18 protein-coding genes are annotated in these 21,852 nt (G+C 64.1%); 13 read left to right on the top strand and 5 right to left on the bottom strand.

Going from position 1 to position 21,852, the window contains the following annotated elements:
- Nucleotides 1–5 precede the first annotated feature (5 nt).
- From KC8_RS08500 to KC8_RS08480, 5 genes are all read left to right on the top strand, one after another.
- Entirely contained in the window at nucleotides 6–2,222 is a 2,217-nt protein-coding gene (locus KC8_RS08500) for a xanthine dehydrogenase family protein molybdopterin-binding subunit (protein ID WP_010127042.1), read from the top strand.
- Complete coding sequence (hemH, locus tag KC8_RS08495; RefSeq protein WP_010127041.1) at nucleotides 2,219–3,226, top strand: ferrochelatase; 1,008 nt, start codon at nucleotides 2,219–2,221, stop codon at nucleotides 3,224–3,226. The genes KC8_RS08500 and hemH overlap by 4 nt, the downstream gene beginning before the upstream one ends.
- Before the next feature lie 32 nt (nucleotides 3,227–3,258).
- Complete coding sequence (gene phbB / locus KC8_RS08490; RefSeq protein WP_010127040.1) at nucleotides 3,259–3,981, top strand: acetoacetyl-CoA reductase; 723 nt, start codon at nucleotides 3,259–3,261, stop codon at nucleotides 3,979–3,981.
- Between the two features lie 40 nt (nucleotides 3,982–4,021).
- Entirely contained in the window at nucleotides 4,022–4,249 is a 228-nt protein-coding gene (locus KC8_RS08485; protein WP_029624754.1) for a ribbon-helix-helix domain-containing protein, read from the top strand.
- 89 nt (nucleotides 4,250–4,338) lie between these two features.
- A complete protein-coding gene (locus KC8_RS08480; protein WP_010127037.1) occupies nucleotides 4,339–6,690 on the top strand; it encodes a TonB-dependent receptor in 2,352 nt (783 codons plus the stop codon).
- A 43-nt stretch (nucleotides 6,691–6,733) separates the two neighbouring features.
- On the opposite strand, the gene KC8_RS08475 is transcribed toward KC8_RS08480, so the two are convergent.
- Nucleotides 6,734–7,738: an FAD:protein FMN transferase gene (locus KC8_RS08475; protein ID WP_010127036.1), complete on the bottom strand. Its 1,005-nt coding sequence runs from the start codon at nucleotides 7,736–7,738 to the stop codon at nucleotides 6,734–6,736.
- Nucleotides 7,739–7,850: 112 nt separating this feature from the next.
- On the opposite strand from KC8_RS08475, the gene fliD reads away from it, so the two are divergent.
- From fliD to KC8_RS08455, 4 genes are all read left to right on the top strand, one after another.
- The gene (gene fliD / locus KC8_RS08470; protein ID WP_010127035.1) at nucleotides 7,851–9,461 is read left to right on the top strand and encodes a flagellar filament capping protein FliD; all 1,611 of its coding nucleotides are present in this window, start codon (nucleotides 7,851–7,853) and stop codon (nucleotides 9,459–9,461) included.
- Between the two features lie 70 nt (nucleotides 9,462–9,531).
- Nucleotides 9,532–9,930: a flagellar export chaperone FliS gene (locus KC8_RS08465; RefSeq protein ID WP_010127034.1), complete on the top strand. Its 399-nt coding sequence runs from the start codon at nucleotides 9,532–9,534 to the stop codon at nucleotides 9,928–9,930.
- 115 nt (nucleotides 9,931–10,045) lie between these two features.
- On the top strand, nucleotides 10,046–10,921 hold the full coding sequence (locus KC8_RS08460; protein ID WP_010127033.1) for an LLM class flavin-dependent oxidoreductase: 876 nt from the start codon (nucleotides 10,046–10,048) through the stop codon (nucleotides 10,919–10,921).
- A gap of 118 nt (nucleotides 10,922–11,039) precedes the next feature.
- Complete coding sequence (locus KC8_RS08455; protein ID WP_010127032.1) at nucleotides 11,040–12,389, top strand: dicarboxylate/amino acid:cation symporter; 1,350 nt, start codon at nucleotides 11,040–11,042, stop codon at nucleotides 12,387–12,389.
- On the opposite strand, the gene KC8_RS08450 is transcribed toward KC8_RS08455, so the two are convergent.
- Nucleotides 12,331–12,720, bottom strand: coding sequence for a ribonuclease HI family protein (locus KC8_RS08450; RefSeq protein ID WP_010127031.1), 390 nt, complete (start codon nucleotides 12,718–12,720; stop codon nucleotides 12,331–12,333). The two genes, KC8_RS08455 and KC8_RS08450, sit on opposite strands and share 59 nt — an antisense overlap.
- A 58-nt stretch (nucleotides 12,721–12,778) precedes the next feature.
- Entirely contained in the window at nucleotides 12,779–13,591 is an 813-nt protein-coding gene (locus KC8_RS08445) for a transglutaminase-like domain-containing protein (protein ID WP_010127030.1), read from the bottom strand.
- Nucleotides 13,592–13,870: 279 nt separating this feature from the next.
- Here KC8_RS08445 and KC8_RS08440 point away from each other — a divergent pair, with 279 nt between their 5' ends.
- The gene (locus tag KC8_RS08440) at nucleotides 13,871–14,170 is read left to right on the top strand and encodes a GIY-YIG nuclease family protein (RefSeq protein WP_086495554.1); all 300 of its coding nucleotides are present in this window, start codon (nucleotides 13,871–13,873) and stop codon (nucleotides 14,168–14,170) included.
- Nucleotides 14,171–14,521: 351 nt separating this feature from the next.
- Here KC8_RS08440 and KC8_RS08435 read toward each other — a convergent pair whose 3' ends face one another.
- On the bottom strand, nucleotides 14,522–15,373 hold the full coding sequence (locus tag KC8_RS08435; protein WP_010125101.1) for an HpcH/HpaI aldolase/citrate lyase family protein: 852 nt from the start codon (nucleotides 15,371–15,373) through the stop codon (nucleotides 14,522–14,524).
- A 173-nt stretch (nucleotides 15,374–15,546) separates the two neighbouring features.
- Here KC8_RS08435 and uvrA point away from each other — a divergent pair, with 173 nt between their 5' ends.
- Together uvrA and KC8_RS08425 are read left to right on the top strand one after the other, a co-directional pair.
- Complete coding sequence (gene uvrA, locus KC8_RS08430; protein WP_010125103.1) at nucleotides 15,547–18,462, top strand: excinuclease ABC subunit UvrA; 2,916 nt, start codon at nucleotides 15,547–15,549, stop codon at nucleotides 18,460–18,462.
- Nucleotides 18,459–19,007, top strand: a complete 549-nt coding sequence (locus tag KC8_RS08425; protein WP_010125105.1) for a hypothetical protein — start codon at nucleotides 18,459–18,461, stop codon at nucleotides 19,005–19,007. The genes uvrA and KC8_RS08425 overlap by 4 nt, the downstream gene beginning before the upstream one ends.
- A 330-nt stretch (nucleotides 19,008–19,337) precedes the next feature.
- On the opposite strand, the gene KC8_RS08415 is transcribed toward KC8_RS08425, so the two are convergent.
- Nucleotides 19,338–20,165: a hypothetical protein gene (locus KC8_RS08415; RefSeq protein ID WP_010125108.1), complete on the bottom strand. Its 828-nt coding sequence runs from the start codon at nucleotides 20,163–20,165 to the stop codon at nucleotides 19,338–19,340.
- A 238-nt stretch (nucleotides 20,166–20,403) separates the two neighbouring features.
- Between KC8_RS08415 and KC8_RS08410 the strand changes: the two genes are divergently transcribed.
- Nucleotides 20,404–21,675, top strand: coding sequence for a hypothetical protein (locus KC8_RS08410; RefSeq protein ID WP_010125110.1), 1,272 nt, complete (start codon nucleotides 20,404–20,406; stop codon nucleotides 21,673–21,675).
- Nucleotides 21,676–21,852: the final 177 nt, after the last annotated feature.

Below are 21,852 nucleotides of genomic sequence, written 5' to 3'. Positions count from 1 at the left end.
CACCCATGGAACTGAACCGCCGTACCCTGCTTGTCGGCGGTGGCGCCGGGGCGGGCCTGTTGCTGGCGTGGGGGCTGTGGCCGCGCACCTATCGCCCGAATCTGGTGACGGCGCCGGGCGAGGTGATCTTCAACGCCTTCCTCAAGATCGGCGAGGATGGCCATGTCGCCGTCGTCGTGCCGCAGGCCGAAATGGGGCAGGGGGTGTGGACTTCGCTGCCGCAGGTGCTGGCGGATGAACTGGGCGCCGACTGGCGGACCATTTCGGTCGAACCCGCACCGATCAGCCCGCTTTACGCCAATGATTTCATGGTCGCCGAAGCGGCCGAAGGCATGCTGCCCGATATGCTCAAGGGCATCGGCGGGTGGGCCGCGCGCCAGTTCGCGATCCGATCGGCGCTGATGGTCACGGGCGGGTCCAGTTCGATCCGGGGGTTCGAACAGCGGTTCCGCGAAGCCGGCGCGATCGCGCGCGCCCTGCTGTGTTCGGCGGCGGGTGAACGCTGGGGCGCGGATTGGCGCGCCTGTGAAACCGCCGGCGGCTTCGTTACGCGCGGGGATGAGAAATTGCGCTTCGGCGAACTCGCGGCCGAAGCGGCGAAACTCGAACCGCCCCCTGGCATTACCGTTCGGTTGGTCGGTGCTGGCGGGCTTTCCGGTCGATCGGTGCCGCGTATCGATTTGCCGTCAAAGGTGGATGGCACTGCGCGTTTTGCCGGCGATGTGCGCGTGCAGGATCTGGTTTACGCCGCGGTCCGCCATGGCCCGCACGGGGCATCCCGGCTGGCCGGTGCGGACAAGGCGGCGGCCGATAAGGTGCATGGCGTGCTGGCCGTGGTGGAAAATCCCGGCTGGGTCGCCGCTGTCGCCACCAACAGCTGGGCGGCCGAACGCGCGCTCGATGCGATGCGCCCGCGCTTCGCGGTGACAGGGGGTACGCCCGATAGCGCGTCGATCGCCAAGGCGCTGGAAACCGCGCTGAATGGCACGGATGCCACCCGCTTCGTTGCGATCGGCGATCTCGATGCCGCTTTCGCCGGGCGCAAGGGCCTCAAGGTCGATTATTCCGTCCCCGTCGCGGTCCATGCGGCGATGGAACCGTTGACGGCGACCGCGCGGTTGGCGGGTGATCGGCTGGAAATCTGGATGCCGACGCAGGCCCCCGGCCTGTCGCGCTCGGTGATCGCCAAGGCGATGGACATGGCCGAAAGCCAGGTGACGATCTATCCGATGCTCGTCGGTGGGGGCTTTGGCCGCAAGATCGAAAATGATGCGGCCGTGCAGGCCGCGATCATCGCGCGCGAAGTGAAGCGCCCGGTTCAGCTCACCTGGTCGCGGCGCGAGGATATCGCGCAGGATCGGTTCCGCCCGCCGGCGCGCGCGCGGATGGCGGCGGCGTTGGGCGATCGTGGCGAAGTGCTCGGCTGGCAGGCGCGGATCGCGACGCCGCCGGCCATGGCGCAGATGGGCGCGCGGTTGATGCCGGGATCGGGCGGGGGCGATGCGAAGGCCGAATTGTCGGCGATCGAAGGGGCCTTGCCGCCTTATGCGATCCCGGCGATCGCGGTCGATCACCTGCCCGCGGATATCGGCATTCCGACAGGCATCTGGCGTTCGGTTGCGCACAGCTATACCGGCTTTTTCAATGAATGCTTCGTCGATGAACTGGCCCGCATCGCCGGGATCGAGCCGCTGTCGTTCCGCATGCAGATGATGGGCGGCAACACCCGGCTGGCGCATTGCCTGACGACGGTGACGGCGCTGGGCGGCTGGGATGGCGGCGTCGCCGGCGGCAATATGGGGCTGGCCGCGCATTCCAGCTTCGGCAGCCATGTCGCGATGCTGGTGGAGGCGCATGTCGGCGATGCGCAGCAGATCATTGTCGACCGCGTTTTCGCCGCCGTCGATTGCGGCCGGGTGGTGCATCCCGATATCGTCGTCCAGCAGATCGAAGGCGGGATCATCTGGGGCATCGCCGCCGCGCTGGGCGCCACCACCGGCTTCACCCGTGGTATGGCCGACGCCCATAATTTCGATGCGCTCAACCTGCCGACGCTGGCGACGACGCCGGATATCCGTGTCGAACTGGTCCCCAGTCGCGAAGCGCCGGGCGGGGTAGGCGAGATCGCCGTGCCGCCGGTGGCGCCGGCCATCGCCAACGCGCTGTTCGCGGCAACCGGCCGGCGGCTGCGCAGCCTGCCGCTCATGGTGGGTGGCCAATGATCCGGCCGGCCGATCATCCGCCCGTCGCGGCCCCGCGCATCGGTGTGCTGCTGATCAATCTGGGCACGCCCGACGCGCCGGATGCGCCGGCGGTGCGCCGCTATCTCAAGGAATTTCTGTCCGATCGCCGCGTGGTCGAAATCCCGCAACTGATCTGGCAGCCGATCCTGCGCGGGATCGTGCTCACCACCCGGCCGAAAAAGTCGGCCCATGCCTATGCGCAGGTGTGGCGGCCCGATGGATCACCGCTTGCGGCTTTCACCCGGCTGCAGGCGGCCGCGCTCAATGGCGCGTTCGGGCCGGATGTGATCGTCGATTATGCGATGCGCTATGGCCAGCCGGCGATCGCCGATCGCATTGCCGTGTTGAAGGGGCAGGGGTGCGAACGCATCCTGCTGGCGCCGCTTTATCCGCAATATTGCGGCGCGACGACGGCGACCGCCAACGATGCCGCCTTTGCCGCGCTGGCGAAGATGCGCTGGCAACCGGCGGTGCGCACCCTGCCGCCTTATCATGATGATCCGGCCTATATCGCCGCGCTGAAGGCCAGTGTGGAAGGCGAGCTGGCGAAGCTCGGTTTCGCGCCCGATGCGATCGTCGCCAGTTTCCACGGCATGCCGCAGCGCACGCTGGATCTGGGCGATCCCTATCATTGCCAGTGCCGCAAGACCGCGCGGCTGCTGGGTGAAGCGCTGGGCCGCGAACTCGTCGTGACGTTTCAGTCGCGATTCGGCCGCGCAAAGTGGCTGGAGCCGGCAACCGACGCTACTCTGGCGGCCCTGCCCGGCAGCGGAATCGGAAAGGTCGCGGTGGTAGCACCCGGATTTTCGGTCGATTGCCTTGAAACATTGGAAGAAATCGCTCTACGCGGGCGTGATTCTTTCGTTCAGGCCGGCGGAACCCATTTTGCTTATCTACCCTGTTTGAATGACAGTATAGAGGGCATCGCGATGCTCAAAAAACTCTTGAGAACCCAGCTTGAAGGCTGGCTTTCGCCCCTCTAGTCTTTGCTTCCAACAGTGCGTGGGAGACAATGATGTCCAGAGTTGCGATCGTAACCGGGGGAACACGTGGCATTGGCGAGGCGATCTGCCTCGCGCTCAAGGCCAAGGGTGTTACTGTCGCTGCCAACTACGCCGGAAACGCCGAAAGGGCGCGGGCCTTTACCGAGCGAACCGGCATCCCCGCTTATGCCTGGGACGTGTCGGATCACGAAGCCTGCCTTGCCGGTGTTCGCCAGGTCGAAGCCGATCTCGGTCCGGTCGATATCCTGATCAACAATGCCGGCATTACGCGTGACGGCACGTTGCTCAAGATGGATTGGCAGGCGTGGAAGGAAGTGATCGACACCAATCTTGGCGGTTGTTTCAACATGGCCAAGGCGACGTTTCCGGGCATGCGCGAACGGGGCTGGGGCCGCATCGTCAATATCGGGTCGATCAATGGCCAGGCCGGCCAATATGGCCAGGTGAATTATGCGGCGGCGAAATCCGGCATTCACGGTTTCACCAAGGCGCTGGCGCAGGAAGGCGCCAAGTTCGGCGTCACGGTGAACGCGATCGCGCCCGGCTATATCGATACCGATATGGTGGCTGCGGTCCCGCAGGATGTGCTGGCCAAGATCGTCGCCAAGGTGCCGGTCGGCCGGCTGGGTCAGGCGCAGGAAATCGCGCGCGGCGTGTCCTTCCTCACGGGTGAGGATGCCGGCTTCGTCACCGGGTCGACGCTGTCGATCAACGGCGGTCAGCACATGTATTGATGAAGGTCGCCCCTTCCCGCGTGCGGGAGGGGGCATGCCGATGCCAGGTCCCGTCAAACGATCGGTGATGATCGCCGGTCACTCCACCTCGATCAGTCTGGAACCCGTCTTCTGGGCGGCGCTGGGCGATGCCGCGCGGGATGAAGGGGTGCCCATCAATGCGCTGGTTGCGCGGATCGATGTGGATCGCATTGCCGAATCCGATCCGCCCAATCTGGCCAGCGCCATCCGGGTCTGGCTGTTTGAACGTGCGACGCGATCGCAATGACGATTGACAATATTGCGAATGACTAGCAATAGCTCTCCTCGATAATTCGGGGCCGCATCCACGCGGCCAGATCGACAGGGGGAGCCATCGTGGCCATTTCCGATTTCCGCACGTCCGTCGCCCATCCCGCGTTCATCGCGCTCGGCTGCGTCGGTTTCATCACCTCCGCGCCGGCGATGGCGCAATCGACTGGCGAAACGCAGGGCGGCAAGCTCGGCGGCGTGACGGTCGAGGCCGCCGCGATCGAAGACACGGTCAAGGTGGAACGGGTCGAATCGCCCAAGGCCACCGCCCCGCTGCTCGATACGCCGCAGACGATCACGGTGATCAGCAACCAGACGATCCGTCAGCAGAACCTGCTCACCCTGCGCGATGCGCTGTCGACCATTCCGGGCATCACCTTTGGTGCGGGCGAAGGCGGCGGCGGCTTTGGCGACAGCATCAACCTGCGCGGCTATTCCGCCAGCAACGACATCACCCAGGATGGCGTGCGCGACAGCGCGCAGTACAGCCGCACCGATCCGTTCAACCTGCAGCAGATCGAAGTGTATAACGGCGCCAATTCGGCGTTCAACGGTTCGGGTTCGGTCGGCGGGACGATCAACCTCGTCACCAAGACGCCGCAGGCCGACAATCTCACCGTGCTCGAAGCCGGCGTCGGCACCGACGATTATTATCGGGCGACCGTCGACAGCAATGTCCGCGTGTCCGATCTGATCGCGGTGCGCGTGAACGGCATGTTCCACCGCAACGATTATCCGGGCCGTGACGTCGAACGCTTCAAGCGCTGGGGCATCGCGCCGTCGATCACCATCGGCATGGATTCGCCGACGCGGCTGACGCTGAGCTACGTCCATCAGGAAGACAATAACACGCCCATCTATGGCGTGCCTTTCTATATCACCGCCGCCAGCGATGGCCCGGTGCCGGGTATCGATCGGTCGGATTATTTCGGTATCGAAAATCTCGACCAGCAGAAGATCACGCTCGATCAGGCGACGATGCGCTTCGAACATGATTTCAGCGATGGGATTTCGGTGCGCAACCTCACCCGTTGGCAGCGCGTGCACCAGCCCTCGATCACCAGCGCGCCGCAGGGCGTGATCTGCCTGACGGGCGGCGTGCAGCCCAATGGCGTCGCCTGCCCGGCTGGCCAGGATACGGCCAATATGTATTATCCCAGCGGTCCACGCGGCTATGTCCGCGATCAGGAAAACCAGCTTCTCCACAACCAGACGGATGTGAAATTCGTCACGGGTGAAGAAGGCGGCATGCGCAACACGCTGGTCGTCGGCGCGTCCTTCTCGTGGGAGGATTATGACATCGAAACGGCGTCGCTGCTGCGCAACGCCGATGGTTCGGTCGCCGCGCAGCCGCCGATCGACATCACCAACCCGAACACCAACTATACCGGCCCGGTCAATTATACGGTGACGGCACGGTCGCGCAGCCACAGCACGAACAAGGCGATCTATGCGTTCGACACGCTGGAAATCGGCCAGTTCGAACTGAACGCCGGCATCCGTTATGAAAACTACAAGTCCACGTTCCGTAACGTTCCGCTGGCGTCCTACCCGTTGGGCACGACGCCGCTGACCCCGGCGCAGCTTGCCCCGCAGAAGACGAACGAAAATCTCTTCTCCTATCGCTTCGGCGCGGTTTTCAAGCCGACGGAAACAACCAGCCTGTACGCGGCCTATGCCAATTCGAAGACGCCGTCTTCGGCAACGGTCCGTCTCGGTTGCACCAGCGGCTCGGGTGCCACCTTCTCCAATTTCTGTGATGTCGCGCCGGAAAAGGCCCGCAACTATGAAGTGGGGGCCAAGGCCGACATTCTGGATCGCAAGCTTCAGCTGACCGCGGCGCTGTTCCGCAATGAACGCACTAATTTCCGCGTGCAGACCAACGATCCAGGAACGTCTGCAGTCATCCAGGTACTGGACGGCAAGTCGCGGGTCGACGGCATCGCGCTGGGTGCGTCGGGCAAGATTACCGATGCTTGGTCGCTGTTCGCGAACTACACCTATCTCGACAGCAAGGTGCGGCAGGGTGCGGCAGACGGGTTGCCTGATCCGCAGCGCGGCAACGTGCTGATCCAGACGCCGAAGCATTCGGGCAGCCTGTGGACCACCTATCTCACCCCGTTCGGCCTGCAACTCGGCTATGGCCTGACCTATCAGGGCAGCTTCGCGCTCAACCAGAGCGTTGCGGCCAACCTCGTCCAATATCGTTCGGATGATTATCTCACCCACCGCGCGATGCTGTCTTATGCGTTCGAAAACGGGCTGACCGCCCAGCTCAACGTGCAGAATCTGACCAACGAGAAATATTACACCAACGTCCGCAGCAACGTGAACGGCACCACGGGTATCGTTTCGGGCGGCTGGGCGATGCCCGGCGAAGGCCGCTCGGCGCGGTTGAGCCTGTTCTACAGCTTCTGATCCACGGTCTTGCCGCTCCGGTTCATCCGGGGCGGCGGGCCGATCAGTCCAGCATATCCGCGAGGGCGGGGGAGAAGGCTTCCCCGCCCTCGTTGGTTATGAAGCGCGCGGCAAGCCCGCGTTCGGCCGCCAGCGCGAGGCCGGCATCCAGCCCCAGCACGGTTAGGGCTGTCGCCCAGGCGTCGGCGTCCATGCAGCGACGATGCACCACCGATACGGCGGCCACCCCATGGGCCACCGGCCGGCCGCTGCGCGGATCGATGCTGTGGGCATACCGCTGGCCATCATGATCGAAGTAACGGCGGTAATCGCCGGTCGTCGCCACCGCGAGGCCATGGAGCGCGATCCGCGCGGGCACTACCGACACGCCCGGCGGCGCTTCCAGATCGACCCACCAGGGCTGGCCATCGGGCATCACCCCTTCGCCCACCAGTTCGCCACCCACCTCGACCAGAAAGTGACGGTGGCCGCGTTCGCGCAAATGATCGGCCAGCAGATCGACACTATAGCCCTTGGCGATCCCCGACAGGTCGATCGCCACCCCGCCGGGCTGGCGCGCGCGCCGCGCATGGGGGTCCAGTTCGATCCGGCCATGCCCGGCATTGGCCAGTGCGGCGGCAATCTGCGCATCGTTTGGCGGCGCCAGCCGGGCAGGGGCGGGGCCGAACCCCCACAGATCGACCAGCCGGCCCGCCGTCGGGTCGAACGCGCCATCGCTTTCCGCCGCGATCGCAAGGCCGCGCTGGAGGACGGTGAAGAAATCGGGTGGCAGCGCCTGCCAGCGTCCGGCGGGCAGGCGGTTAAAGGCGCTGATCGCGCTGTCCGCTTCCCAATTGCTCATGTCCGCGACGACGCGATCGAGCAGCGCCTGCAACGCCGCCGCTATGCCATCCAGCGGCGTGGATGCCACGATCCGCGCCGACCAGCTTGTCCCCATCGTTCGCCCGCCAAGGTTCAGCACGCGGCCATCGACGAGGCGATTGGCGATGGCCGATGGCGCAAGCGCGCGCGGGATCAGGATATGCGGTTCGGTGGCGGTGCTGGGCATCGCTTTATCGCTACCCGGACTTATCTTTGCGGCAAGCAGGAAAATGCCTGTTTCCAGCTAAACTTCCGCGCTCTCGCGCCGTTCCTGCGATTAGACGAATGGAGGACCGCCGGTGACGTCGATTGCAGCCAGCCTTGGGATCGGATCGGGGATCGACACGTCCTCGCTGATCGATCAGCTTGCCGCCGCATCGCGGACCCCCAAGGATAATGTCCTCAAGGCGCGCGAAGAAACCAATACGGCGCGGGTTTCAACACTTGGCAGTATCGTTTCGGGCATCGACAATTTCGCCTCGGCGCTGTCCTCGCTGATTTCGGGCGGCAGCCTGTTCACGCAGGCCACCTCGTCGGATACGAGCATCGTTGCCACGTCGGCGATGGCGGGTGCGCGGATCGGCAATCTTTCGGCGCAACTGGAAGTCAAGCAACTGGCCGCTGCGCAGTCGATCGTTTCGGCGGGCATCGCCAATGCGAACGATCCGATCGGCCAGGGCGCGCTCACGCTCACCACGGCGGCGGGCAGTTTTGCGATCAACATCGACGCCAGCAATGATTCGCTGTCCGGCCTTGCCCGCGCCGTCAATGCGGCCGGCGCTGGTGTTACCGCCAGCGTCATTCAGGATTCGACCGGTTCGCGCCTTGTCATCAAGGGGGCAACGGGGCAAGCGCAGGCGTTCACGCTTGCGGTCGATCCCGCGGCCGATATTGGCCTCCAGAAATTCGCCTTCGATCCGGCGACCTATGATCCGGCCGCCGTGACCGGGATGACGCTGGCGCAGAAAGCGCAGGATGCCGTCATCAAGCTGGACGGCGTTGAAGTCACCCGCACGGCCAACAGCTTTTCCGATCTCATCCCCGGGGTGAAGGTCGATCTCAAGAAAGCGGCTGTCGGCGCCACGATTTCGATCGGTTCGTCGCGCCAGACCGACGCGATCAGCCAGGGTGTGTCCGATTTCGTCGCGGCCTATAATGAACTCAAGGCCATGCTCGACAAGGCGACCGCGCCCAACACCGGCGTGCTGCGCGGCGACGCGGGTGTGCGCGAAATGCAGCGCCAGCTTGCCAATCTCACCTCTACCGCGCTCAGCAGCACGGGTGGCCCGTCCACCCTGGCGGAAATCGGCGTACGCACCGAACGCAACGGGTCGCTTTCGCTGGATAGCGCGCGCCTTGCGGCGGTGATTGCCGCCGATCCCGATGGCGTGGAAGCGATGTTCAATCCGGGGCAGACGGCGTCCAGTCCGCTGATCCAGATTGTCAGCCCCTATGGCCGCGCCAAGCCCGGCGTCTATGAAGTCAGCGATCTGGTCGCCGGCAGTGGCGGAAACCCGGCATCGGGCAATATCGGCGGGATGGCCGGGCTGGTTTCCGGCAATCAGCTGATTTCATCCTATTCGGCGCCATCGAAGGGGCTGATCATCGAACCGCTCGGCAATCTGGCCTCGGGTACGGTCACGGTCGATCTTGGTCTTGGCGGCGCGTTGCAGGCGATCCGCGATGCGCTGCGCTCGGCCAATGGCCCGCTTTCGGGGTCGCAGTCGCGGCTGGGAACCGAAACCAAGTCGATCTCGGAAGCGCGCGAGAAGATGGAACTGCGCGAAACCGCGTACCGCGATCAGCTGGTCAAGCAGTTCACCGCGATGGACAAGCGGGTGTCGGCCTACAAGGCGACGCAAAGCTATATGGAACAGCAGATCAAGATGTGGACGAACAGCAAGGACTGATCCTCGTCCACCTTTCGCGACCAATATTTGAATCGATGCGGCTGTCGGGGCCGCCACAGGAGACCTTTGCATGTTCGGTTCCGCCGCCCGCGCTCATTATGCCCCTGCCGGCGCCCGCTACCGCAGCGTGGACGTGTCGACGCGGATCGAAGGCGCGTCGCCGCATCGGCTGGTGGCGATCCTGTATGAAGAATTGCTGACCCGGATGTCGGTGCTCAAGGGCGCACTGGGCGGTGGCGATGCCACGCGTCGCAATGACAGCCATGCGCGCGTGCTGGCGATTATCGCCGCGCTGAACACCGGGCTGGATCATGACAAGGGCGGGGATGTCGCGGGCCTGCTCGCCACGCTCTATGCCGAAACGGGCCGGCTGGTCGGGCTGGCCGTGCGCGATCGGGATGTCACGCCGCTGGATGATGCGCGCGGCATCATCGCCGATGTCGCCACCGCCTGGGATCAGATCCGCTGATTGCAGCCGGGGTGCGTCCGTTCTGGTAAATCCGGCCCGATTGAGATTCTGGCCTCCAGTCCAACGATCGGCTAGGCCGCCTGTCGACCCACAAGACAGGATGAGGAGCCGGCATATGCGTTTCCACCACGCCGAATCGATGACGCCTTTCGAAAATCTCGTGCCGCTGGCGCAGGACGCCGAAGCGCATGGCTATGCCGGCTATATGATCCCGGACAGCCTGATCTATCCGGAAAGCACCGACGCCAAATATTCCTACACCGAAGATGGCGGGCGCGAGTTTCTGGAAAACAAGCCCTTCATCGAAAGCTTCATCCTCGCCACCGCGATCGGCGCGTCGACGACGACGCTTGAAATGACGACCAACGTCGTCAAGCTCCCGGTCCGTCCGCCGCTTTATTCGGCAAAGCTCGCAGCCTCGGTGGCGGCGATCACCAACAACCGCTTCAATTTCGGCGTCGGCCTTTCCGTCTGGGAAGAAGATTATGCCGTGATGGGCGTCGATTTCGCCAAGCGTGGCAAGCGTTTCGACGAATGCCTCGAAATTGTCCGCGGCCTCACCAATGGCGGCTATTACAGCTTCAAGGGCGAATTTTACGACATCGCCTCGGTCAAGCTGAACCCGGTTCCGTCGAAGCCGCTGCCAATCCTGATCGGCGGCCATTCGGATGCGGCGCTCAAGCGCGCGGCGAAACATGATGGCTGGCTGTGCGCCGGCGGCACGTTCGAACAGACCCAGCCGCTGCTGGAAAAGCTGGCCGCTTATCGCGCCGAACTCGGCACCCAGAACAAGCCGTACCGCATCTTCACCACCGCGATGGGCTCGATGCTCGGCGTGGATGACGTGCGCCGTCTGGCCGATGCTGGCGTCACCGACATCGCGATCGCCTTCCGCAATCTTTACGCGGTCGAAGAAGATCGCCAGCCGCTCGACGACAAGAAGGCCGACCTGCGCCGCTTTGCCGACGCGGTGATCGCCAAGTTCAAATGATCTGATCGCCCGCCGCCGTCCCGGCCTGAACCGGGGCGGCAGCGGTGCTGACCCTCTCGACTTCCCCGGCCGGCATCGGCAAACCGGCGCCCGAATATAGGGGGGATGGGGCCGCATCATGATCGTCGAGCAGGAATATGGCGTCGCCGAAGCGCCCCGTCGCAGGCGTTATGCCGGCCAGCTTTATATCCAGGTCCTCGTCGCGATCGCGGCCGGTGCGCTGATCGGCCATGTCTGGCCCGATTTCGGCGCATCGCTGAAGCCTTTGGGCGATGCGTTCATCAAGCTGGTCAAGATGATCATCGCGCCCGTCATCTTCCTGACGATCGTCACCGGCATTGCGGGGATGAAGGAACTGGGCGCGGTCGGCCGCGTCGCGTTCAAGGCGTTCGTCTATTTCCTCTGTTTTTCCACCCTCGCGCTGATCGTCGGCCTGGTCGTCGGCAATGTCGTCCAGCCGGGGGCGGGGATGAATGTCGATCCGGCGACGCTGCATGGCGAAGCCGTCGCCCAATATGCGCAAAAGGCGCATGATCAGTCGCTGATCGCCTTCCTGATGAACATCATCCCCGACACCTTCGTCGGCGCGCTGGCGGGTGGCGAAATCCTGCAGGTGCTGTTCATATCGATCCTGTTCGGCATCGCCCTCACCATGATCGGCGATCGCGCGCAGCCCGCGGTCGACATGCTGGAATCGATCGCTTTCGCCTTTTTCCGCCTTGTCGGCATCCTGATGCGCGCCGCCCCGATCGGCGCGTTCGGGGCGATGGCCTTCACCATCGGCAAATATGGGCTGGCGAGCCTCGTCAACCTGATCGCCTTGGTCGCCACCTTCTACCTCACCTCGCTGATCTTCGTGCTCGTCGTGCTGGGCGCCGTCGCCTGGTATAATGGCTTTTCGATCCTGCGGCTGATCGCCTATCTCAAGGCCGAATTGCTGCTGGTCCTCGGCACTTCATCGTCCGAAGCCGCGCTGCCGGCCTTGATCGAAAAGATGGAGGTCGCCGGCTGTCCCAAGGCCGTCGTCGGCCTGGTCGTGCCCACCGGCTATTCGTTCAACCTCGACGGCACCAATATCTATATGACGCTGGCTGCCCTGTTCATCGCGCAGGCGACGGGGATCCACCTGTCGCTGGGCGATCAGCTTCTGCTGCTGGCGGTCGCGATGCTGTCGTCGAAGGGGGCTGCTGGCGTCACCGGGGCGGGCTTCATCACGCTCGCCGCCACTTTGTCGGTGTTGCCGTCGGTTCCCGTTGCCGGCATGGCGCTGATTCTCGGCGTCGATCGCTTCATGAGCGAATGCCGCAGCCTCACCAATTTCATTGGCAACGCGGTGGCGACGATCGTCGTCTCGCGCTGGGAAGGGGGCCTCGACACGTCCGCGCTCGATGCCGCGCTGCGCCCGCGCGCTACAGGCCCGCACGCTTCCGATCCAAAGCAATCCCCGCCAGATTCTTCGATCGTTTGACGTGTCGCACGCGAACCCGCGCGAACCCGGCGGCGGATGCCTTGAACACCGCCAGATGCGCCTGAAGCGCCGGGCTGCGGCATTTCCATATCCCCATCGCCTGATGAACCACCAGTGCGGCGTCCCCGATCAGTTCGATGTCGCGCACGCCCAGCAACCGGGCGATTTCCAGCCCGTGGATCAGGGCCATCCATTCGGCGTCGTTGTTGGTGCCATGGCCCAGGTCTGACTGGTAATAGGTCACCCCTCTGGCGACGACCGCCAGTTCCATCGCGCCCGGATTGGGCCGGCATCCGCCATCGAAAAAGATCCGCAACCGGCCGTTCTGCATACGCCCCGCTTATGCACCGTGATCGCTCATTGTCGCCAGCCCCTGGGCAAGGGGGCCGTCAGCCGATGCTGTCCCCGGCCAGCGACCGCAAGGTGCCGGCCACGCCGTCCCGGATGGCCGGATCGCGCGTCGTTTCAAGGATCGCGCTCAAGCTGCCACGGGCGGCGGTGACGTCGCCGTCGCGCAGTTCGAGCCGTGCCCGTTCCCGCCATCCGTGCACATAAGCCGGCGCGAATGTCGTGATCCGTTCGTACAATGTCCGCGCGCGCTGTCCGTCGCCGGCGGCTTCCGCGCGGGTCGCCTGGTTCAGGATCAGGCGGGTCAGCACGGCCCGGTTGGGCATCGGCGCCACGCGGCCGATGGGGCGCGCCGACCGGTCCGCAGACGAGGCCAGCAGCGATGCGAGCTGTTGCGGGGCGACGGCCGCGCCACCGCGAAACGGATCGATGATCACCGGCGCGAATGTATCGCCGACCAGCACGAGGACATGGCCGGGCACGTCGAGGATGTCGGCCATCCAGCCGATCCGGCGGGCGGCGGCGACATAGAGGATGGCAAGGCTGATCGGCAGCCCGCGTCGCCGATCGATAACCCGGATCAGATCGGCATTGGCGGGATCGTCATATGTATCGGCATCGCCGGCGAACCCATATTCCCCCGAAAAGATCCGCGCCAATATTCCCGCGCGTTCGCGGCCTGTGGTGGCGTCGGCGCCGGCGTCGGCAAGGCGGGTGGCGATATCCTCCAATATCTTTTCGTACGGATCGATCGGCAAGCCCGGATGATCAAGCATGGCGAGCGCGAGCGCCGCCTCGTCGAGCAGGATATCCGGCTCATCGAGCAGGCCGATTTGGGTAATGGCGTCATCCATCCGCTACAGATGGCGCGATATCGCCGCCGCGCAAGTGCCATTCGCACGATGCGGCGGGTTCAGGGAACCAGCTTACGATCCAGATCGATGCCGCCCGCCACCGCCGCGCCCCTATCCGGTGGCCCGGCGCGCAGTGCCGGATAAATCACGGCCTGAACGGTCGCCTGCTATCGGCAAGGCTGGCTGATCGGTCGAATGGCGGAAAGGTCGGGAAAGCGGACATCCTTCCCCCGTCACCCCGGGCTTGACCCGGGGTCCCGCTTCTTCTGTTCTGCTGTCATGGAACGGGATCGGCAAGGCGGCTGGGTCTACATCATGGCCGATCGCTATCGGGGCACCATGTATGTGGGCATGACATCGCATCTGGCGGCACGCATTCACCAGCACCGCACAGGTGATGGGTCGGATTTCTGCCGGCGTTATCGGCTGGACAGGCTTGTGTGGGCCGAACAGGTGGCCTCCATCATCGATGGTATCGCACAGGAAAAGCGCCTGAAGCGCTGGCGGCGCGAATGGAAATTCGCGTTGATCGAGCGGGGCAATCCCGAGTGGCTCGATCTCTATGCGCACCTTGCCTGACGCCACCGTCAAAGCGGGACCCCGGGTCAAGCCCGGGGTGACGACGAGATTTAACGAACGTCCGCAATGTCGGCGTGTCCTGACTGACAGGAATTTGGCAGAAAACGGAGAAAGCTGCCTGTCAGGTTTCGGAAAGCAGCCGGTCGGGAATCAGGGCGCGTTGCCAAATCGCCCTTCGGCGGCTTTGTCGGGGGAAGGAGGGCGCCATTGAATGTCCGCACCGTCGGCGCCTCCCGACGGCCAGAATCTGGACGAAATTCGCGGACATCTGCCGTTATGGCGGGTCATTGAATTGGTCCGCGCCGCTTAAGTCCGCACATGATCGCGTCTATGGCTTTTGGTCGCGGCCGCTCACCCCGCCACCCATTCCGCCACGGCCAGGTCGCGCTCGGCCTGCGCCAGGTGCAGCCGTTCGACCATTTTGCCTTCCACCCGGATCGCGCCCTTGGCGGCATTGTCCGGTTCGGCGAACGCCGCGGCGATCGTGCGTGCCCAGGCGATCGCGGCGGCATCGGGGGTGAAGGCGGCGTTGCACGGCGCGATCTGTTTCGGGTGGATCAGCGTCTTGCCGTCGAAGCCGAATTCCACGCCCTGCGCGCATTGGTCGGCCAGCCCCGCTTCGTCGTCGATCGCGTTGAACACGCCGTCGAGCGCGATCAGCCCGTGCGCCCGTGCTGCCGCCACCGCCAGCCCCAGCATACCCTGAAAGGGCGCGCGCAAGGTTCCCGGCCGCGCGCCCATTTCTTTCGCAAGGTCGTTGGTGCCCAGCACGAAACCGCCACCGCCCGCCGCCGCCAGCGCCGCCCCGATTTCGTCGAGGCGGAAAATCGATCGCGTGGTTTCGATCATCAGCCACAGGGGGGCCGCGCCCCCGATCGCCGCCGCATAGGCCGCGACATCCGCGCCGTCATTCACCTTGGGCACCAGGATCGCATCGGGCCGGGCCTTGGCGGCGGCTGCCAGGTCGTCCGCACCCCATGGCGTATCGAGGGCGTTGGTGCGGATCACCAGTTCGCGCCGGCCAAAGCCGCCGGCGGCCACCGCTGCCATTGCCGCGTCGCGTGCCTCGGCCTTCATTTCGGGGGCGACGGCATCTTCCAGATCCAGGATCACCACGTCGCAATCCAGCGTGCGCGCCTTGTCGATCGCCTTGGCGTTGGATGCGGGCATGTAGAGTGCGCTGCGGCGCGGGCGGATGGTCATCGGCTGGCTCCTTGTCGTGGCCGGCCTAATCCAGCGCCATCGCCTTGCGCAACCTTATTGGCGGCCGCGCGTCTTCATCGTCGCGTGGCTTGCCCGATCGCCCTGGCGGCCCCATGTGCGGATCTGGCGGCGGGGACTTGCTCGTCGGGAACAAATCTGGAACATTGTCCCTCATGCTGACTCATATTTCCGTCCGTGGCGCGCGCGAACATAATCTCAAGGGCGTCGACGTTGATATCCCGCGTGAGACGCTGACGGTGATCACCGGCCTGTCCGGCTCGGGCAAATCGTCGCTCGCTTTCGATACCATCTATGCCGAAGGGCAGCGGCGCTATGTCGAAAGTCTCTCGGCCTATGCGCGCCAGTTTCTGGAATTGATGCAAAAGCCCGATGTCGATCATATCGAAGGGCTGTCGCCGGCGATTTCGATCGAACAGAAAACAACGTCTCGTAATCCGCGCTCCACCGTCGCCACCGTGACCGAGGTTTACGATTATATGCGCCTGTTGTGGGCGCGGGTCGGCGTGCCATATTCGCCGGCGACGGGCCTGCCGATTGCCGCGCAGACGGTCAGCCAGATGGTCGATCGCGTGCTCACCCTGCCCGAAGGCACGCGTTTCTATCTGCTCGCGCCGGTCGTGCGCGCGCGCAAGGGCGAATATCGCAAGGAACTGGCCGAATGGCAGAAGCAGGGTTTCACCCGCGTCCGCATCGATGGCGAATTTTACGAGATCGAGGACGCCCCCGCGCTCGACAAGAAGTATAAGCATGACATCGAAGTCGTGGTCGATCGCCTCGTCGTCCGCCCCGGCATCGATACGCGGCTAGCGCAGAGCTTCGAAAGCGCGCTCAAACTCGCCGAAGGCCTCGCATATGTCGATCTCGCCGAAGGCGTCGTGCCGGGGCGTGAGGGCGAGGATGCCGGCGGCCAGATGAAGGGCGCGGGCGTGCCGCCCAACCGCATCACCTTCTCCGAAAAGTTCGCCTGCCCGGTTTCCGGCTTCACCATCGCAGAAATCGAGCCGCGGCTGTTTTCGTTCAACGCCCCGCAGGGCGCGTGCCCGGCGTGCGATGGGCTGGGCGAAAAGCTCTATTTCGATCCGCAGCTTGTCGTCCCCAACGAAAATCTATCGATCAAGCAGGGCGCGGTGGTGCCGTGGGCCAAGTCGAACCCGCCGTCGCCTTATTATATGCAGGTGCTGTCCAGCCTCGCCGCGCATTTCGGCTTCAAGCTCGATACGCCGTGGAACCAGCTTGAGGCCGAACAGGTCCACGCGATCCTGCACGGCACCGGCGGCAAATCGGTCGTCCTGAAATTCATCGACGGCAAGAAAAGCTACGAAGTCACCAAGCCGTTCGAAGGCGTGATCGGCAATCTCAACCGCCGCATGCTATCCACCGAAAGCGCGTGGATGCGCGAGGAACTGGCCAAATACCAGTCCGCTGCGCCCTGCGAAGTATGCGGCGGCGCGCGTCTGAAGCCCGAGGCGCTGGCGGTGAAGATCGCGGGCGAGGACATCAGCATGTCCACCCGTCGCGCGGTCGCCCCCGCGCTCGCTTTCTTCCGCGACATGCCCAATCATCTGAACGCGCAGCAGAATGCGATCGCCGAACGCATCCTCAAGGAAATCGTCGAGCGGCTGGGTTTCCTCGACAATGTCGGCCTCGAATATCTCAACCTCGATCGCACGTCGGGAACGCTGTCCGGCGGCGAAAGCCAGCGCATCCGCCTCGCCAGCCAGATCGGTTCGGGCCTGTCTGGTGTGCTCTACGTCCTCGATGAACCGTCGATCGGCCTGCACCAGCGCGATAATGATCGGCTGCTCGTCACCCTCCGGCGGCTGCGCGATCTCGGCAACACCGTCATCGTCGTCGAACATGATGAGGATGCGATCCGCACCGCCGATCATGTGATCGATATGGGGCCGGGCGCTGGTGTCCATGGCGGGGCGATCGTGGCGCAGGGCACGCTTGCCGATATCCTCGCCACCGAAGGATCGCTGACCGGCGATTATCTGTCGGGGCGGCGCAGCGTTCCGGTGCCGGCCAAACGGCGGAAAGGTTCGGGCAAGAAGCTGACGGTGAAGGGCGCGCGCGCCAACAATCTGAAGGATGTCACCGCCTCCATCCCGCTCGGCACCTTCACCTGCATCACCGGCGTGTCGGGTTCGGGCAAGTCGACCTTCACGATCGACACGCTCTACGCCACCGCCGCGCGCGTGCTGAATGGGGCGCGCATGCTGGCCGGCCATCATGAAAAGATCGAAGGGCTGCAGCATCTCGACAAGGTGATCGATATCGATCAGTCGCCGATCGGCCGCACCCCGCGATCGAACCCGGCCACCTATACCGGCGCCTTCACCAATATCCGCGACTGGTTTGCCGGCCTGCCGGAAGCGCAGGCGCGCGGCTACAAGCCCGGCCGGTTCAGCTTCAACGTCAAGGGCGGGCGCTGCGAAGCGTGCACCGGCGATGGCCTGATCAAGATCGAAATGCACTTCCTGCCGGACGTCTACGTCACCTGCGATGTGTGCCAGGGCAAGCGCTACAACCGCGAAACCCTGGAAGTCACCTTCAAGGGCCAATCGATCGCCGACGTGCTGGACATGACGGTCGAGGATGCGGTGGAATTCTTCAAGGCGGTCCCCCCGATCCGCGACAAGATGGCGATGCTCGCCGAAGTGGGCCTTGGCTATGTCAAGGTCGGCCAGCAGGCGACGACCTTATCGGGCGGCGAAGCGCAACGCGTAAAGCTCGCCAAGGAACTCAGCCGCAGGGCCACCGGCAACACCCTCTACATCCTCGACGAACCGACCACCGGCCTCCATTTCGAAGACGTCCGCAAGCTGCTGGAGGTGCTCCACGCGCTTGTCGAACAGGGCAATAGCGTGGTGGTGATCGAACATAATCTCGAGGTCATCAAAACCGCCGACTGGATCATCGATCTCGGCCCCGAAGGCGGCGACAAAGGCGGCGAGATCGTCGCGACCGGCACGCCCGAACAGGTGGCGAAGGAAAAGCGGAGTTATACCGCGCGCTATCTCGCGCCGTTGCTGGCAGACGCAAAGGAGCGGGTGGCAGCGGAGTGAGCATATATCGGCCGGAGTTTGAGGATGCCTTGCGGCTGTTCGCTCGCGTCAGCGAAACGATGAAGGCACGGGGCGCATCGGCCCCGGTTCTAGTCGGCGGCGCGGCGGTCGAACTCTATACGGCCAGTGCGATTGCGACAGGCGATTTCGATATCGTCACGGGGCGGCAGAACATATTCGAACAGGCGCTGCGCGACCACGGCTTCGTACGGCCGTCCGGTGCAGGCCAGTCAACGCGAGGCTGGATTCATGAAGGGCTGCGGCTCGGTTTTGAAGTGGTTTCCGGGCAATTGCTGGATGGCCATGCCGATCGGGATCGCGTCCGCCTGATTGATCTGGGCGCGGACGGCCGGGTGGCGGTCATCGCGGTCGAAGACATCATCGCCGATCGTATGGGTCAATATGCATCCGGTACTGCGCCCGAAATGCTGGGACAGGCGCGCAGTCTCTATCACCTTCATTGCGACGCCGATCTGGACTATATGGAACGACGTATCAGGGAAGAAAGCGCTGGCGATTATGGCATCGCAGACCTCGAAGGCTGATAAGGCGATCCCCACGCTCGACGAGTTCGGGCGCGATATCGCACGTCGCCGCGCGGAGGCTGCCGCCGCCGATCCTCCCCGTAACACAGGCGCGCGTCGAACGCCTAGCAAGAAGGCCTTGTTGGCGGCGATCGCGGAAACCGGGAAGCGCTGGTAATGTTGCGCTCGATTTGTTGCGGCTTCCCGGAAGGCACTGGATCGTCGACCTCGACCTCAAACGTGGTGACAAAGGCCGCGAGACCGGTACCATCGGCACACCTGAACCGGTGCGCTTGGCCAAGCGGAAGGGATGTCAACTCCAACGCTCGGAATGCTTCTTAATCTAGCGCGTCACTGTTCCCCGTCGTCAGGCAGGTCGATCACGTCATGAACTGCGACCAACCTGTAAGCGATTGGTTTATCTGCGCGCATCTCCACGTTTACATCCACATCGAACGCCTTTTTGTAGACGTTGTCGTCGCCGTCCGCGATTTCGTGCCGAATGCGTTCCTCAGCGAGCGTTGAGGCATAAACGATGGGCAACGGACGGGGGTGGATAGCCTCAATCTGTACGGCTTCGCCGGAGCGCTTACCTGTCTTAGCGTGAGCAACGCTGGTCTTCGTGAACACCATGAGGACGCGTTCGTGATCTGCAGCGGTTGTGCGCTCAAGCTCTTGGCGGTGCTCAAGGATGTTATGCTCGGCTTCGCGGGCCTGAGCGGTGCTGAATGAAAACGCAACTCGCTGCTCGCCATCTTCATAGACAGCAAGGGAGAGGTTGGCCGATCGGTCATGGGCGACGGCCTTAACGGTCTTGTAATAATCAGCGAGATCGCTCTTGCTCGCCGCTGGCTCGCGACCGCCACGTTTGAAATATTTTGTGATTGATGCGCCGTAATTCTCAACAAATTTCTTGAGGTCGTTGGCGTGCTTCACGCCTGCCATGATGCCTCCCAACACAGGGGGAGTAGCTACGGCAACATAAGGAAGCAACTCGGCTATGATCGAACCAGCACGAACTTCGCGGACCAAAAAACCCGCGCGGCCCTGCTCGTTAGGATGTTCCTGGTCATTAAAATGCGCGAATTGGTTACCGAAGCCTACAAACGCAGCGACGAAATCGTTCAAATCTATTGGCGATTCGGTCTCTATCTTTAAGATTAAGTGTGCATCTTCCACTATGATCCTCCTCCGTATGGCTCACATAGGGAGCAGGGCGCTGTATGTTATATATAGCATTGAAAAATAGTTACAAATGGTGCGTATTAGACTTTTGTGGCGACAAGTATACGTCGATCTCATATCGTCTCAAGTTACCTTGAGGCACCTACAACCAGGATGTCTGCCGTCGACCGATCCCGGTCAACATTCGAGGCGCCCTGTCCTACATCTAACCAAATCGGTTATCCGTTGACGCATGACCGATCTCACCCCCGCACTCTCCGCCCCGGCCGGCCGCGCGCAGCGTCTGGATGGCTGGACGCCGGATCGCCAGCGCGCCTTTCTGGAGGCGGTGTCCGAAGGCCATACGGTGGAGGCCGCGTGCCGGATCGTCGGCCTGTCGGTCGCGTCCGCTTATGCTTTGCGCAGGCGCGCCAGTGGGGCTGCCTTTGCGATCGGGTGGCAGGCGGCGTGCCTGCAGGCGCGTGAGCGGCTGGCGGATATCTTGCTGTCGCGCGCGATTGACGGGCAGACGGAGACGATCACCCGCGCCAATGGCGATGTGATCGAACGGCATCGCCATGATAACCGGCTGGCCACCGCGATGCTCACCCGCCTCGATCGGCTGGCCGATACCCGCGTGGGCGAAGGCACGCATCAGGCGGCGCGGATGGTGGCGCAGGAGTTCGATGCGTTCCTCGATCTGATCGAGCGCGATGCCGGGCCGGCGCGGGCCGGGCTGTTTCTGGGTGCGCGGGCGATGGATGGCGAGGAGGGCGATCTCGATCCGGTGATCGCGCTTGGCCGTGCCGATCGCTGGTTGCGCAGTGGGGCGGCGCTGGCGGGCGAGGTGGATGTCGCCGATCTCGATCCCGCGATGCGCGACCAGTGGACCGCCGATCAATGGGCGCGGGCGGAGGCGGCGGGCCTTGTGCAGTTCGCGGTGGCGCCGGCCCCCGCCTGCGCCCCGCCCGATGCGGATGGCAATCCTCAACTTCCTCAACTTGAGGGGCAGGAGGATGCGGATGCCGATGCGGATGCCGAACCGCGCCCGCCGGTGTGGTGGGATGAAGACATGGAAATGTGGAGCACCAGTTTCCCGCCGCCGCCGGGGTTTGACGGGTTTCAGGAGGGCCAGTTCGGCGATCCCGATTATGAACGCGCGCTTTCGCCGGAGGAGGAGGCTGTTGCCGAAGCGCCGCGCCGCGCGGCGGTGGATGCCCGCCGCATCCGCGAGGCGCAGGATCGCGACCACTGGTTCGGTTTCGTTCCCGAACCACCCGATCCCGCCGCCGCCACCGCGCGGGCCGCCGCGATTGCCGCCGATATGGCCGAAGGCGCGCGCAACGATGCGACGATCGAACGGCTGCACCGGATGGTGGGCCTGTATGACGCCTATGGCCGCGCGGGTGTGTTGGGGGGTGATCGGGTGAAGGCGCCGCCCGCGTCCGCCATGTCCACGGCGTCCGCTGCATCCATATTGTCCGCCGGCCCGCGCGGTGCGCCCCGCCTGCGCGGTCTGGGCTGATCGGGGTGGATATGGCGGGGCGGGGGTGACGGCGGTGTATCCGCCAAACGACAATGGGGGCTGGTGTCGCCACCAGTCCCCACTCGCCGGGCCTGTGGTTTGGTCCGTGCCTTGCGGCGTGCGGCCCTTGCCGTCCCTTGCGTGGCGGCGCGTCGTCCGGCTTTTTCAAGGCCGTCG

Origin of the sequence: Sphingomonas sp. KC8 (genome assembly GCF_002151445.1) — a bacterium.
In the GTDB taxonomy this organism is placed as follows: domain Bacteria; phylum Pseudomonadota; class Alphaproteobacteria; order Sphingomonadales; family Sphingomonadaceae; genus Sphingomonas_E.
Note: the sequence above shows the minus strand (reverse complement) of the source record. Positions and strands in the feature narration are given on the sequence as shown.

Excerpts from the sequence above, each read along its gene's own strand:
- KC8_RS08445 (WP_010127030.1), bottom strand. The coding sequence starts at position 13,591 with ATGGATGACGCCATTACCCAAATCGGCCTGCTCGATGAGCCGGATATC.
- uvrA (WP_010125103.1), top strand. The coding sequence starts at position 15,547 with ATGCTGACTCATATTTCCGTCCGTGGCGCGCGCGAACATAATCTCAAG.
- KC8_RS08460 (WP_010127033.1), top strand. The coding sequence starts at position 10,046 with ATGCGTTTCCACCACGCCGAATCGATGACGCCTTTCGAAAATCTCGTG.
- KC8_RS08465 (WP_010127034.1), top strand. The coding sequence starts at position 9,532 with ATGTTCGGTTCCGCCGCCCGCGCTCATTATGCCCCTGCCGGCGCCCGC.
- KC8_RS08485 (WP_029624754.1), top strand. The coding sequence starts at position 4,022 with ATGCCAGGTCCCGTCAAACGATCGGTGATGATCGCCGGTCACTCCACC.
- hemH (WP_010127041.1), top strand. The coding sequence starts at position 2,219 with ATGATCCGGCCGGCCGATCATCCGCCCGTCGCGGCCCCGCGCATCGGT.
- KC8_RS08475 (WP_010127036.1), bottom strand. The coding sequence starts at position 7,738 with ATGCCCAGCACCGCCACCGAACCGCATATCCTGATCCCGCGCGCGCTT.
- KC8_RS08440 (WP_086495554.1), top strand. The coding sequence starts at position 13,871 with ATGGAACGGGATCGGCAAGGCGGCTGGGTCTACATCATGGCCGATCGC.
- KC8_RS08410 (WP_010125110.1), top strand. The coding sequence starts at position 20,404 with ATGACCGATCTCACCCCCGCACTCTCCGCCCCGGCCGGCCGCGCGCAG.
- phbB (WP_010127040.1), top strand. The coding sequence starts at position 3,259 with ATGTCCAGAGTTGCGATCGTAACCGGGGGAACACGTGGCATTGGCGAG.
- KC8_RS08435 (WP_010125101.1), bottom strand. The coding sequence starts at position 15,373 with ATGACCATCCGCCCGCGCCGCAGCGCACTCTACATGCCCGCATCCAAC.
- KC8_RS08450 (WP_010127031.1), bottom strand. The coding sequence starts at position 12,720 with ATGCAGAACGGCCGGTTGCGGATCTTTTTCGATGGCGGATGCCGGCCC.
- KC8_RS08455 (WP_010127032.1), top strand. The coding sequence starts at position 11,040 with ATGATCGTCGAGCAGGAATATGGCGTCGCCGAAGCGCCCCGTCGCAGG.
- KC8_RS08500 (WP_010127042.1), top strand. The coding sequence starts at position 6 with ATGGAACTGAACCGCCGTACCCTGCTTGTCGGCGGTGGCGCCGGGGCG.